Origin of the sequence: Paraburkholderia sp. RL17-368-BIF-A, assembly GCF_046054045.1 — a bacterium.
GTDB lineage: Bacteria > Pseudomonadota > Gammaproteobacteria > Burkholderiales > Burkholderiaceae > Paraburkholderia > Paraburkholderia graminis.
The window spans coordinates 567,378-579,872 of sequence record NZ_JARESN010000001.1 but is presented as its reverse complement, the minus strand read 5'-3'; the positions used below and the strand labels follow the sequence as shown (position 1 = coordinate 579,872).

The 12,495-nt window shown below is 64.7% G+C and carries 11 protein-coding genes; 9 read left to right on the top strand and 2 right to left on the bottom strand.

Translation table 11 applies throughout. The features are described 5' to 3' along the window. The first annotated feature begins 257 nt into the window (after positions 1-257). The 3 genes from P0D87_RS02530 (at position 258) to P0D87_RS02520 (ending at position 3,500) form a co-directional block, all read left to right on the top strand. Positions 258-1,064, top strand: coding sequence for a helix-turn-helix transcriptional regulator (locus tag P0D87_RS02530; RefSeq protein ID WP_053857885.1), 807 nt, complete (start codon positions 258-260; stop codon positions 1,062-1,064). Between the two features lie 97 nt (positions 1,065-1,161). Further along, the gene (locus P0D87_RS02525) at positions 1,162-2,565 is read left to right on the top strand and encodes an NAD-dependent succinate-semialdehyde dehydrogenase (protein ID WP_082366967.1); all 1,404 of its coding nucleotides are present in this window, start codon (positions 1,162-1,164) and stop codon (positions 2,563-2,565) included. Positions 2,566-2,729: 164 nt separating this feature from the next. Further along, the gene (locus tag P0D87_RS02520; protein ID WP_053857886.1) at positions 2,730-3,500 is read left to right on the top strand and encodes an alpha/beta hydrolase; all 771 of its coding nucleotides are present in this window, start codon (positions 2,730-2,732) and stop codon (positions 3,498-3,500) included. A gap of 64 nt (positions 3,501-3,564) precedes the next feature. Here the strand turns inward: P0D87_RS02520 and P0D87_RS02515 are convergent, their stop codons facing one another. Beyond that, the gene (locus tag P0D87_RS02515; RefSeq protein WP_006051107.1) at positions 3,565-4,560 is read right to left on the bottom strand and encodes an LLM class flavin-dependent oxidoreductase; all 996 of its coding nucleotides are present in this window, start codon (positions 4,558-4,560) and stop codon (positions 3,565-3,567) included. A 316-nt stretch (positions 4,561-4,876) separates the two neighbouring features. Here P0D87_RS02515 and P0D87_RS02510 point away from each other — a divergent pair, with 316 nt between their 5' ends. From P0D87_RS02510 to P0D87_RS02495, 4 genes are all read left to right on the top strand, one after another. Continuing rightward, entirely contained in the window at positions 4,877-5,953 is a 1,077-nt protein-coding gene (locus P0D87_RS02510; RefSeq protein WP_006051106.1) for an LLM class flavin-dependent oxidoreductase, read from the top strand. 11 nt (positions 5,954-5,964) lie between these two features. Continuing rightward, entirely contained in the window at positions 5,965-6,813 is an 849-nt protein-coding gene (locus P0D87_RS02505) for a class II aldolase/adducin family protein (RefSeq protein ID WP_321175795.1), read from the top strand. Positions 6,814-7,006: 193 nt separating this feature from the next. Further along, positions 7,007-7,615, top strand: coding sequence for a cysteine dioxygenase family protein (locus P0D87_RS02500; protein WP_053859004.1), 609 nt, complete (start codon positions 7,007-7,009; stop codon positions 7,613-7,615). Beyond that, entirely contained in the window at positions 7,612-9,213 is a 1,602-nt protein-coding gene (locus P0D87_RS02495) for a rhodanese-related sulfurtransferase (protein WP_053857887.1), read from the top strand. Before P0D87_RS02500 ends, P0D87_RS02495 begins: the two co-directional genes overlap by 4 nt. Here the strand turns inward: P0D87_RS02495 and P0D87_RS02490 are convergent. Then, positions 9,201-10,166: a LysR family transcriptional regulator gene (locus tag P0D87_RS02490; protein WP_149029203.1), complete on the bottom strand. Its 966-nt coding sequence runs from the start codon at positions 10,164-10,166 to the stop codon at positions 9,201-9,203. The two genes, P0D87_RS02495 and P0D87_RS02490, sit on opposite strands and share 13 nt — an antisense overlap. A 179-nt stretch (positions 10,167-10,345) precedes the next feature. On the opposite strand from P0D87_RS02490, the gene P0D87_RS02485 reads away from it, so the two are divergent. Together P0D87_RS02485 and bamE are read left to right on the top strand one after the other, a co-directional pair. Continuing rightward, the gene (locus P0D87_RS02485; RefSeq protein ID WP_053857889.1) at positions 10,346-11,323 is read left to right on the top strand and encodes an ABC transporter substrate-binding protein; all 978 of its coding nucleotides are present in this window, start codon (positions 10,346-10,348) and stop codon (positions 11,321-11,323) included. A 611-nt stretch (positions 11,324-11,934) separates the two neighbouring features. Then, complete coding sequence (bamE, locus tag P0D87_RS02480) at positions 11,935-12,486, top strand: outer membrane protein assembly factor BamE domain-containing protein (RefSeq protein WP_053857890.1); 552 nt, start codon at positions 11,935-11,937, stop codon at positions 12,484-12,486. The last annotated feature ends 9 nt before the right edge of the window (positions 12,487-12,495 follow it).

The window sequence follows — 12,495 nt, the reverse complement described above, 5'->3', positions numbered from 1 at the left end:
TCCAGCGACAGGGCCACGCGCAAGACATTGTGCGTGGCCATCACGCAAATGCGGCGCTTCATACGAGAGCGGTTTCGACGCGTTCGTATGAAGCGCCGCTAGTCGTCGTGGCACAACCTGGACATTTTGCCGTGATAGTGTTCGCATTCCCGGTCGAGCAAGGCATGTCCGGGCCGTCAGTGGGCTGGTCGTAAGCTGCCTCGCGACGATGCCCGGCACGTCCGCCCGCCTGCCCATTCGCCGTTAACCGAGACACTATGTCCAGAAGACCCTCTGCCGAGCAGCGACGCGAACTTGGCGCGTTTCTTTCAAGCCGCCGCAGCCGCCTGCAACCTGCCGAATTCGGCCTGCCCGACGGCCCTCGCCGTACCCCCGGCCTGCGCCGCGAAGAGGTCGCCGTACTCGCGGGCGTCAGCGTTAGCTGGTACACCTGGCTCGAACAGGGCCGCGACATTCAACCGTCGGCCGATGCGCTGCGCAGAATCTCGCGCGTGCTCAAGCTCGACACCGTGGAGTCGGCGCATCTGTTCGCGCTTTCATCGCGCGAGCTTTCGCAGGTAGCAACCGGCAGCGGCGTCACCGAAGGCCTCGAACGACTGGTTCGCTCGATCAACGTTCCGGCCTATGTCCGCAACACGCGGCTCGACATTCTCGCGTGGAACGATGCCATTGCCGACCTGTTCGTCGACTATGGATCGCTGGAGCCGCACGAGCGCAATACCTTACGCCTGCTGTTTCTCTACAAGCCTTATCGCACGCTGATTCTCGACTGGGAGCAGATGACGCGCGGCATGATCTCCGCGTTCCGCGCCGCGCGCGCGCAGGCGCCGGACAAGGCGCCGTTCGATAGCCTCATCGACGAGCTCACGGAACTGAGCCCCGAGTTCAGCGACTGGTGGCAGGACACCGAGGTCAAAGGTTTCGATGAAGGCGACAAACGGCTTCGTCATCCAGCCGGCGGCCACATCGAATTCACTTATGTTGCGTTGACGCCCACCGGCAGACCGGACCTGTCGCTCGTGACTTACATTCCCCGGCACTCTGCCAGTGAGTCCGACTCATAGGATCACAAGACGCCTTCTTGACCCGCCCCGGTTTGCATAAAGTGACACCACTGCAGCGACTTTCCACTGCTCGTCACTTCACTCAATCGAGGCAAACATGTCGAACCTGAACCTTCCCACCGCCATCGGCGCAACGTCGCGCAATCCCGCAACCGGCGAGTTCATCGCGCACTATCCGTTTCAGACCGCCGACGAAGTCGAGCGCATGCTGGAGGACAACGCCGCGGCCTACCGGCTGTGGCGCGCGACGCCCATGGCTGTGCGCGTGGAAACTTACCGCCGCCTGGCCGCGACGTTGCGCGAGCGTTCGGAAGCGTTGGCCGCGCTGATTACTCAGGAGATGGGCAAGACGCTCGCCGCCGCACGAGCCGAAGTCGCAAAATGCGCCAGCGCGATCGACTGGATCGCAGAGCATGGTCCCGCTTTCCTCGCCGACGAACCGGCGCCTGTCGAAGGCGACGATCAGGTGCATGTCTCCTATCTGCCGATCGGTTCCATCCTCGCCGTGATGCCGTGGAACTTCCCGTTGTGGCAGGTGATTCGCGCATCGGGTCCGATCATGCTCTCGGGCAACGGCTTCATCCTCAAGCATGCCGCCAATGTGATGGGCTCGGCGTACGCGTTGCAGGACGCTTATGAAGCCGCCGGCTTTCCAGTCGGAATCTTCGCCAACCTGAATGCCGATAACGAAACCGTGGCCCACGTGATCGAAGATCCGCGCGTTGCCGCCGTCACGCTGACCGGCAGCATGCGGGCCGGGTCCGCCGTCGCATCCACGGCGGGCCGGGCGCTCAAGAAGACGCTGCTGGAACTCGGCGGCGCCGACGCCTTCATCGTCTTGGCCGATGCGAACATCGATCTGGCCGTGAAAGCGGCCATCGAGGCTCGCTTTCAAAACGCCGGCCAGGTTTGTCTCGCAGCCAAGCGGTTCATTGTCGAGCGGCCCGTTGCAGAAGAGTTCACGCGCAAGTTCGTGGCCGCCGCGCGTCAGGTCGTGGCGGGCGATCCGCACGATCCGGCAAGCACCATCGGGCCGATGGCGCGCGCCGACTTGCGCGACGAGCTGCACGGGCAGGTGCAACGCACCATCGAAGCAGGCGCGACGCTGCTGCTCGGAGGCAGCAAGGTGGAAGGCGCCGGGAATTACTACGCGCCGACCGTGCTCGCGGATGTCGCCCCCGGCATGGCTGCTTTCGACGAAGAAACCTTTGGCCCGGTCGCCGCAATCACCGTTGCCGACGACGCCGAGCACGCTATCGAACTTGCCAACACGAGCGACTATGGTCTCGGCGGCAGCCTGTGGACGCGCGACGTCGCCCGTGCGCAGCGAATCGCGCGCCGGCTGGAAACGGGCGGCGTCTTTATCAACGGCTTCTCCGCTTCGAATCCGCGCATTCCGGTGGGCGGGGTCAAGAAGAGCGGATACGGCCGTGAACTGTCGCACTTCGGTCTGCGCGAGTTCACCAACGCTCAGGCGGTGTGGGCCAAGACCGTCGATTGATCCGACGTTCCCCGGTTCGCCCGATCACCTCGCGTATCGTTAAGGCATCCAAAACATTCGTGCCGGCTTTCGCATGACCCGTACGCTAACGGGTCATCGGCGGCAGTCTGCAAGCTGAACCATTGCAACCAATGTCCAATCATCGTTAGCTTCTGGAGTCGAAAATGAAAACCATCAACAAGATCCGCCGTTTTGCCGCAGCCTTGACCATTGGCGCCGGCGCATTCGCCACGCAATTCGCCGAAGCCGCACCTGTCAAGAACATCGTCCTGGTTCACGGCTATTTCGCCGACGGCTCAGGCTGGCAAGCCGTGTCGAAGATCCTCACGCGGGACGGCTATAACGTCTCGGTGGTTCAGGAGCCGGAGACCTCGTTCAAGGAAGACGTCGCCGCGACTACGCGTATCGTCGATGCGCAGGACGGCCCGGCAATCCTCGTCGGCCATAGTTATGGCGGAGCGGTGATTACCGAGGCGGGCAACAATGCGCGCGTGGCGGGCCTCGTCTACATCGCCGCGTTCGAACCGGATGCGGGCGAAAGCCTCAAGGACCTGACGACGAAAATGCCGGCCGCGACAAAAGCCATCAAGGCAACCGACGATGGCCACCTCTACTTCGACGCAGAGCACTTCAGAGCCGACTTCGCTGCCGACGTACCCGCCGCGGAGGCCGCATTCATGGCGAGTTCGCAGGTCATGCCGGCACATGAGTCGTTCACCGCGCCGGTGAGCCAGCCGGCCTGGAAAACGAAGCCGAGCTGGGCCGTCGTGGCGACTCAGGACCGAACCGTGAATCCCGATCTCGAACGGTGGATGGCGAGCCGCGCGAAGAGCACGGTCGTGGAGGTTCCGTCGAGCCATGTCGCCTATCTGTCGCATCCGGCAGAAGTCGCCCGGGTGATCGAGCGGGCGGCCACTGCAACGGGCAGCCGCTGAGGAACCGACCAAAGCAAAACGGCGGCGCATCGACGCACCGCCGGCTTCATACACCTCGAAAGCCTCACTTCCCCCCAGCCATTTCCTCCCAAATCTCCGCCCCAATCTCAAACGACCGCAACCGCGCCTCATGATCATAGATCTGCGCGGTGAGCATCAACTCATCGGCGCCGGTCTGTTCGATGATCGACTTCAAGCCCTCGCGCACCGCATCGCGATCGCCGATCGCCGTGCACGCGAGCGAATGCGCGACCGAGTTCAATTCCATTTCCGAAGCCGCAACCCGGTCCACCGGCGGCTGCAATTGCCCCGGCGTGCCACGCCGCAAATTGATGAACTGCTGCTGAAGCGACGTAAACAGCCGCCGCGCTTCTTCATTGGTGTCGGCTGCGAAGAGGTTCACGCCGACCATCGCATACGGCTTGTCGAGCGTCTCCGACGGACGGAATTGCGCGCGATAAACCTGCAACGCCGTCAGCATGTAATCCGGCGCGAAGTGCGACGCGAATGCAAACGGCAAGCCGAGCGCCGCCGCAAGCTGCGCGCTGAAAAGCGACGACCCGAGCAGCCACAGCGGCACATGCAAGCCCGCGCCGGGCACCGCGCGAATGCGCTGGCCGGCGACGGGGTCCGCGAAATAACGCTGCAATTCGGCGACGTCGTCGGGGAACGAGTCCGCGCTGTTTTGCAGGTCGCGGCGCAGCGCGCGCGCCGTGCTTTGGTCGGTGCCGGGCGCGCGTCCGAGTCCCAGGTCGATGCGGCCGGGATAAAGCGATTCGAGCGTGCCGAACTGTTCGGCGATCACGAGCGGCGCGTGATTCGGCAGCATTACGCCGCCCGAACCGACGCGGATCGTCTTCGTGCCGCCCGCCACATAGCCGATCACGACCGAAGTGGCCGCGCTCGCAATGCCGGTCATGTTGTGATGCTCGGCAAGCCAGAAGCGGCGGTAGTTCCACCGCTCGGCGTGCTGTGCGAGATCGAGCGTGTTCCTGAAGGCATCCGCGGGCGTGGCGCCCGCGATGACCGGCGAAAGGTCGAGGACCGAAAAAGGGATCATTGTCTGTTGGCTTGCTGTTTCTGGCGCTTTCACGCGATGGGGCATTCTCGCAAAGCTTCCGGCTTTCTGCTGGCGACGCCCGCATGTCCACGTTTGCGAAAGGGTTTGTCGGCGGCATCATGGGCACTGAACCGCCGCAACGCTTTCCCCGGCACCTCTGCCGTTACATGCAAGTTCGATATAGATATGGCCGATCAATATTTAACAAGCGCATGACGGCCTGCTACCGTGAACGCCTCGAACAATGCACTGCCATTGCATTCGGCCCGCAACGCCGCGGCCTCGCCGGGCAGCAATCATTCATGGAGGCACTCGCGTGTCCATCGAATTCATCGGCATGATCCAGACTCGCAAGGTATCGGAAACGCACGCGCCGCAAGGGCCGGCTATCGATGTCGGCTATCTCGAACAGTTCGCGCGCGCGCATGAAGCGGCGGGCTTCGACCGCATTCTCGTGCCGCATCATTCGACGAGCCCCGATGCATTGCTCACCGTCGCGCACGCCGCGAGCGTGACGAGCAACGTGCACTTCATGCTCGCGCATCGTCCGGGCTTCGTGGCGCCGACGCTCGCCGCGCGGCAACTGGCGACGCTCGATCATTATTCGCGCGGCCGTCTCGCGGTGCACATCATCTCGGGCGGCGACGACGCGGAGCAACGCCGTGACGGCGACTTCCTCTCGCACGACGAACGTTACGCGCGCACGGACGAGTATCTGCAGATCCTGCGCCGCCTCTGGACCGAAGCGAAGCCGTTCGATCACCACGGCCAGTACTATCGTTTCGAACAGGGCTTCTCCGAAGTGAAGCCGGTTCAGCAGCCGCATATCCCGGTGTATTTCGGCGGCGCGTCGGCGCCCGCACTCGAAATCGCTGGACGTCATGCGGACGTCTACGCGCTATGGGGCGAGTCGAAGGCGCAGGTGCGCGAGCAGGTGACGCGCGTGCGCGCCGAGGCCGCGAAGCACGGGCGCACCGTGCGCTTTTCCGTGTCGTTCAGGCCAATCCTCGCTGCGACAGAAAGCGCGGCGTGGGAGCGCGCCGAGCGCATCCTCGCCGAGACGAAGCGGCTGCGCGCGCTGCAAGGACTCGGCGTGGGCGGCCCCGCGCAAAGCGAAGGCGCGCGGCGCTTGCTCGCGGCATCGGGCGAATCGGATCGCGCGGACGAGCGCTTGTGGACCGGCATCGCGAAGGAAATCGGCGGACGTTCGAATTCGACGGCGCTCGTCGGCACGCCGCAACAGGTCGCCGACACGCTCGCCGAGTACTACGCGCTCGGCGTCACGACCTTCCTCGTGCGCGGCTTCGATCCGCTCGAAGACGCCATCGACTATGGCCGCGAACTGATTCCCGCAACACGCGAACGCGTGGCGCGCGTTGCCCTGGCCGCGTGAACGGAGGCGCGATGACCGACCTTTCTCACGCGCATCCACGGACTGACGAAGCACGTTCGCCGGCCAGCACGCTCTCGACCCTGCAACGCCACGCGCCGCTGCGCAAATTCTGGTTCGACGACGTGCCGCCGCGCGCGGACCTCGCCGCCGAGCGCCGTTATCGCCAGGAGCGGCTTGCCGTCGCCTTTCGTCTCTTTGCGCGCTACGGCTTCGATCAGGGGCTCGCCGGTCACATCACCGCACGCGATCCGGAATGGACCGATCACTTCTGGGTCAATCCGTTCGGCAAGCATTTCAGCCGCATCCGCGTGTCGGATCTGCTGCTCGTGAATGCGCAAGGCGAGATCGTGGTGGGAGAAGGGCCCGTGAATCAGGCGGCGTTTGCGATTCATGCGGCGATTCACGAGGCGCGTCCCGATGTCATCGCGGCGGCGCACACGCATTCGCTCTACGGCAAGGCGTGGTCCACGCTGGGCCGCACGCTCGATCCGCTGACGCAGGATTCATGCGCGTTCTACGAGGACCACGCGCTGTTCGACGATTTTCGCGGCGTCGTGCTCGATACCGGCGAAGGCGCGCGCATCGCAGCGTCGCTCGGCACGCACAAGGCGGTGATCCTCAAGAACCACGGCATTCTCACGGCGGGTCCGAGCGTGGAGGCGGCCGCGTGGTGGTACATCGCGCTCGACAACGCGTGTCATGCACAACTGCTCGCCGAAGCGGCCGGCACGCCGCAACGTATCCCACACGACGTTGCCAAGCTCACGCACGAGCAGGTGGGCCGCGCGAATGGCGCATTGTTCGCGTTTCAGAGCCTGCTGGAAGGGCTCGTCGAAGCGGAGCCCGACGTGCTGAATTGAAGCGCGCGTACGCATGCCACGCGTAGTGTTTCTTCGCGAGACGCTGCGCGCCACGTCGTGCAGGCGGCAGCCGTTCGCGGTCGATGTTGCACCGCTTTGGGCCGCCGCTGCCGCGCGATGCTCTCTCGATGTGCGTAAAAGACGAAGAGAACTCGCGCGCATCAATCTTCGGACCTATCCTTCAATGTTAGCGATGACCCAGACCCTGCGGCCGGACCGGCTGCGCACGTTCGTCGGCCAGATCGCGGCGCTCGTCGACGGCGACACGCCCGAAGCGGCGCTGCTCGACGCCGGCGCGACCGCGCTGCGTGAACTGATTGCTCACGACGACTGGCTGCCCGACGCATTCGCGCGGCCCGATCCCGAGCGCTATCAGCAGTACCTGTTGCACGCGGACTCGCGGCAGCGCTTTTCGGTCGTCAGTTTCGTGTGGGGGCCGGGGCAGGCGACGCCGGTTCACGATCATACGGTTTGGGGCTTGATCGGCGTGCTGCGTGGCGCGGAAATTGCGCAGCGTTACCGTGTCGCGGCGCACGGCGAAGTCGTCGCCGGGGGCGCGCCCGAGCGCCTTGGCGCCGGCGCCGTGGATGCCGTGTCGCCACGCATCGGCGATATTCATCGCGTGAGCAACGCATTTGGTGACCGTACGTCGATCAGCATTCACGTGTACGGTGGAAATATCGGCGCAGTGAACCGCTCGGTGTACCCGGGCGGCGCCCGTCGAAAAAAGTTTGTGTCCGGCTACTCGAACGACGTGTTGCCGAACATCTGGAATGTGTCGAAGGAGTCTCCGATCCCATGACTTTCGTGAAAGATTTTCGTACCCGATCTTATGCAGACGTGCGCCGCGCACTGCTCGAACGCGAGGAAATCGCGCTCGTCGATGTGCGCGAGGAAGATCCGCACGCGCGCAGTCATCCGCTCTTTGCCGCGAATCTGCCGCTGTCGCGGCTCGAACTCGATGCACCGGTGCGCTTGCCGCGCCGCGACGTGCCGATCGTCGTGCTCGACGACGGCGAAGGGCTCGCCGCGCGCGCCGCTGAACGTTTCGAAAGCCTCGGCTATAGCGACGTCGCGCTGCTCGAAGGCGGCCTGCAAGGCTGGCGCAAAGCCGGCGGCGAGTTGTTCCAGGACGTCAACGTGCCGAGCAAGGCGTTCGGCGAACTGGTCGAAAGCGTGCGCCACACGCCGTCGCTCCCGGCACAGCAGGTGCAGGCGCTGCTCGACCGCGAAGAGAACGTGGTCGTGCTCGACGCGCGCCGTTTCGATGAATACCAGACCATGAACATTCCCGGCAGCATCAGCGTGCCGGGGGCGGAACTCGTGCTGCGCGCGCGCGAACTGGCGCCGGACCCGGCCACGCGGATCATCGTCAATTGCGCGGGACGCACGCGCAGCATCATCGGCGCGCAGTCGCTGATCAACGCGGGTTTGCCGAACCCGGTTGCCGCGCTGCGCAACGGCACCATCGGCTGGACGCTCGCGGGGCAGCCGCTCGCGCACGGCAGTTCGCGGCGGCCTGGTCCCGTCGTCGACGACGCGTTGCGTCTCATCGCAGCCGATGGCGCGCGCGCCGTCGGCGACCGTGCGAAAGTGGGCCGCACGTCACGCGATGAAGCGCGCCGCTGGGCCGACGAAGCGGTGCGCACCGTGTACCGCTTCGACGTACGCACGCCGGAGGAATACGAAGCGGGCCACGTGCCGGGCTTTCGTTCCGCGCCAGGCGGCCAGCTTGTGCAGGAAACCGAAATGTTCGCGCCGGTGCGCGGCGCGCGCGTGATTCTCGCGGACAGCGACGGCGTGCGCGCGAACATGACCGCGTCGTGGCTCGCGCAGATGAACATCGAGGTCTACGTGGTCGACGGTTTGACGGCCGCCGACTTCGCGGAAAAAGGCGCGGCGCCCGCGGCGCGCCTGGCCCCGCAGCCGCCCGACGCCGATGAAATCGCCCCCGCCGAACTGGCCGCGCTGCTTCAGTCGCCGGGCACGGTGGTGCTCGACTTCACGAGCAGCGCGAACTACGTGAAGCGCCACATACCGGGCGCGTGGTTCGTGATCCGCAGTCAGTTGGAAACGGCATTGCACAAGCTGCCGGACGCGCGCCGCTATGTGCTGACGTGCGGCAGCAGTCTGCTCGCGCGCTTCGCCGCGCCCGACGTGGCGGCGCTCGCCGGCAAGCCGGTGCAGGTGCTGACGGGCGGCACGGCGGCGTGGATCGAAGCGGGCCTGCCGGTGGAAAGCGGCGAGACGCGGCTGGCGTCACCGCGCATCGACCGTTACCGGCGTCCTTATGAGGGCACCGATAACGCGCGCGAAGCGATGAATGCCTATCTCGAGTGGGAATACGGGCTCGTCGCGCAACTGGCTCGCGACGGCACGCATGGTTTTCATGTGATCTGACGGGGTTCGGCGGATCGCGGGAACAGGGACGGCGACTGACGACGCGCGCCCGCGGCTGCGCGTGTGTCCTTGAATTGCCGCGCGATCGCGGTGCCGAACCGCTCCACCGGCTGCTGCAATTTGCCGAGCGCGCGTGGCTGCACGAGCCAGATGTCGATGAGCGGCTTGAAGTCGCTGACCGACACCACGGCGAGCCGGTCGGCATAGGCGCTCGCATTCAGGAGTGGCAGCGGCACGAGTCCAAGACCATGACCGTCCGCCACGAGTCGCAACTGCAACTCGGTGCCGAGCGTTTCCAGATTCAGCTTGAGCGCGAGACCGAGACCCGTCAGCGCGCGTTGCAGACCGTCGCGGAAGCCGCAGCCGTCCGGATTCAACACCCAGCCAATCGACTGACACTGCGCGAGCGTATGCGCGCGTTTCGTGAGCAAACCCTTGCGCGCGACCACCGCGAGTTTGATGCGGCCGAGCGAGCGCGCCGTCAGCGTGTCGTCGAAGGTTTTGTTGGCCGGGAGCAGGATCGCGGCGACATCCAGTTCGCCCTCTTGCAGCCGTTCGAGCAACTGGCCGCCCCAGCCGGTCGACGCGCGCGCCTGCAAATCGGGGTACGCGTCTTTCACCGCGCGCAGCGCGTCGCCGAGCGCGACGTCGGCGATGGTCTGCGCGACGCCCACGCGCAGCGTGCCGGTGGGCGGCGTATCGGTCGCGACCATTTCGCGCAGCACGTCGAGTTCGCGCTGAATCGCGCGACATTGCTCATAGACGATCCGGCCGGTCGCGGTCGCCTTCAGCGGACGCGTGTTGCGGTCGAGCAATTCGACGCCGAGCGCTTCCTCGAAATTCTGCAAACGGCGCGTGATGGCCGGTTGCGTGAGCCCGAGCGAGAGCGCCGCCTGCTGCAGCGACTGACAGCGAATAACGGTGACGTAGGCGTCGATTTCGTCGATCTTCATGATGAGCGATGAGGTGGTTCGTGCGCCCGATGATACCTGCATCGCTGTTCCCGCATACTTTGCAAGCAACAAAAATTCGCATATTTGCTTAGCACGATAATGCGTTTGTCTTATACAAGACGCTCGCTTATCGTCGTCGAATCTATTGCTCGACACGTTCCTGGAACGTCATCCTCATCATGTCTTTTGCGATTTTCTCCGTCGTGCCTCGGGCACTTGTCAAACCGCTTGCCGCAATTATCGTGGCCATTCCCGCGATGTTGATGTTGTGCGCGAGGCCCGCCGCCGCGGCCGACTTACCCGTGCTCAAGGTCGGCGATCAGTCGTTGCAGACACGCGGCATTCTCGAAGCGTCCGGCCAGTTGAAAGACCTGCCGTACAAGATCGAATGGTTCAATTTTCCGGCAGCGCAGCCGCTTGGCGAAGCATTGAACGCGGGCGCGGTGGACGTCGGCGGCCTCGGCGACGCGCCGCTCGTTTTCGCGCTCGCAGCGGGCGCGCGGGTGAGGGCGGTCGCCGCGACGCGCTCGAATCCGCTCGATCTGGCGATCGTCGTCGGTCCGCATTCGCCGCTCACGGACGTCGCGGGTCTGAAGGGCAAGCGTCTCGCGACGACGCGCGGCTCCATCGGCCACTATCTCGCGCTCGCCGCGCTGAAAAAGGCCAACCTGTCCGCAAGCGACGTCGCGTTCGTGTTCCTCGCGCCCGCCGACGCCAAGGCCGCGCTCGCGTCCGGCAGCGTCGACGCGTGGTCGGTATGGGACCCGTACACGGCGCTCGGCGAGTCGCGCGATCACGACCGCATCATCGCGAACGGCGTGGGTTTGTCGGAAGGGCTCAGCTATCAGGTCGCGACCGAGGCCGCGATTGCCGGCAAACGCGCGCAATTGGCGGACTTCCTGCGGCGCGTGGCGATCGGCCAGCGCTGGGCGCTCACGCATCCCGACGAAGTCGCGGCGATGCAATCGCGCGTGACGGGCTTGCCCACCGATGTGTTGAAGACGGTCTATCAGCGCGGCCAGGTGCATCCGGTCGCAATCGACGATACGGTCGTGGCCGCGCAGCAGCGCACCGCGGACACGTACGAAGCGGCCAACGTGATTCGCGCGCATCTGGATGTGCGTGCAAGTTTCGACCGCAGTTTCCCGTTGCCCTGACCGCGTCCCGCGGTGCCACTGACAGCGCCGCGAAATCCTCTGCAAATTCGGTGTAAACGCGCTCTCGTCTAGCGCTTCCAATCCCGTTAGATTAACGTCACTTGGAAGGCTTATTGAGGGGACCAGGGCGGCCAGTCAAGCAGCGGTTCGCCACTTCCGGCGATGGCGCAAGGTGTACGGCCAAGGCCGTTCATCGCCGCGCCGGAACGGACCGCTGCGCGTCGTCCTTCACGCGGTTTTCGCACATCTTCAAGACCGGCGTACTGACCGTACCCGCCGTCACGACCACCGCTTCACTGCCGTCCGGCATGGGCGACGCTTTGCACAGCGTCGCTTTTTTGCTTTCTGTTGCGTCTGTTGCGCTTTGCAATAATTGGCGCGCAGAGGGCGTCATCGTCGGAAAAGCGCTTTACGTCCTGCATTTTTCGCCTGCGAGGCCGGTTTCGCGGTGTCTTTGCGCGCCGTGTGCGCGCTCGCGGTTTTTGCGTCACGCGGTTATCCTGTAGCGCGCCCTAAGGAACGTCCAGCGGATGTCGAGCGGGAAATCCAGCGGGGAATCACTACACGACCGATGCGGGCACTCGCGTCCGCATCGCTACAGGAAATTTGCTGTGAGCCTGAAACTGCCTCTTGTCGCCATGCTGGCTGCATGCCTCGCGCTTACCGCGTGCGACGACCAACAGAGCGAGCACGCCGTGCAAAAAATCAAGGACCTGTTTAACGCCGTCAAGCCCGACGCGCTGCTGCTCAAGGACATGACGCCGGGCGTCACGACCGAAGCGCAGATCCGCGAGCAGATGGGCAAGCCCGAAACCGAACGCACTTATACGGACGGCTCGAAGCGCTTCGAGTATCCACGTGGTCCGCAAGGTATGAATACGTACATGGTGGACGTTGACCGGGACGGTAAACTGCAATCCATCACGCAAGTGTTGACCGCGGCGAACTTCGGCAAGATCCGCATCGGCATGAGCGAGGACGAAGTGCGGCGGCTGCTCGGCAAACCGGGTCAGGTCGCGGTGTTTCCGCTCAAGCCGGAAACGGTGTGGAGCTGGAAGTGGCGCGAGGGCGGCGTGACGGAAGAAGGCATTTTCAACGTGCACTTCGACCAGAATCACACGGTGTACACGACATCGCGTTCGGACGTCATGCGCGGGCGCTAGAAACGCTGT

Bases quoted from the DNA above. Each gene is read 5' to 3' on its own strand.
- P0D87_RS02485 (WP_053857889.1), top strand. From the start codon at position 10,346: ATGTCTTTTGCGATTTTCTCCGTCGTGCCTCGGGCACTTGTCAAACCG.
- P0D87_RS02505 (WP_321175795.1), top strand. From the start codon at position 5,965: ATGACCGACCTTTCTCACGCGCATCCACGGACTGACGAAGCACGTTCG.
- P0D87_RS02495 (WP_053857887.1), top strand. From the start codon at position 7,612: ATGACTTTCGTGAAAGATTTTCGTACCCGATCTTATGCAGACGTGCGC.
- P0D87_RS02515 (WP_006051107.1), bottom strand. From the start codon at position 4,560: ATGATCCCTTTTTCGGTCCTCGACCTTTCGCCGGTCATCGCGGGCGCC.
- P0D87_RS02500 (WP_053859004.1), top strand. From the start codon at position 7,007: ATGACCCAGACCCTGCGGCCGGACCGGCTGCGCACGTTCGTCGGCCAG.
- P0D87_RS02520 (WP_053857886.1), top strand. From the start codon at position 2,730: ATGAAAACCATCAACAAGATCCGCCGTTTTGCCGCAGCCTTGACCATT.
- P0D87_RS02530 (WP_053857885.1), top strand. From the start codon at position 258: ATGTCCAGAAGACCCTCTGCCGAGCAGCGACGCGAACTTGGCGCGTTT.
- P0D87_RS02525 (WP_082366967.1), top strand. From the start codon at position 1,162: ATGTCGAACCTGAACCTTCCCACCGCCATCGGCGCAACGTCGCGCAAT.
- P0D87_RS02490 (WP_149029203.1), bottom strand. From the start codon at position 10,166: ATGAAGATCGACGAAATCGACGCCTACGTCACCGTTATTCGCTGTCAG.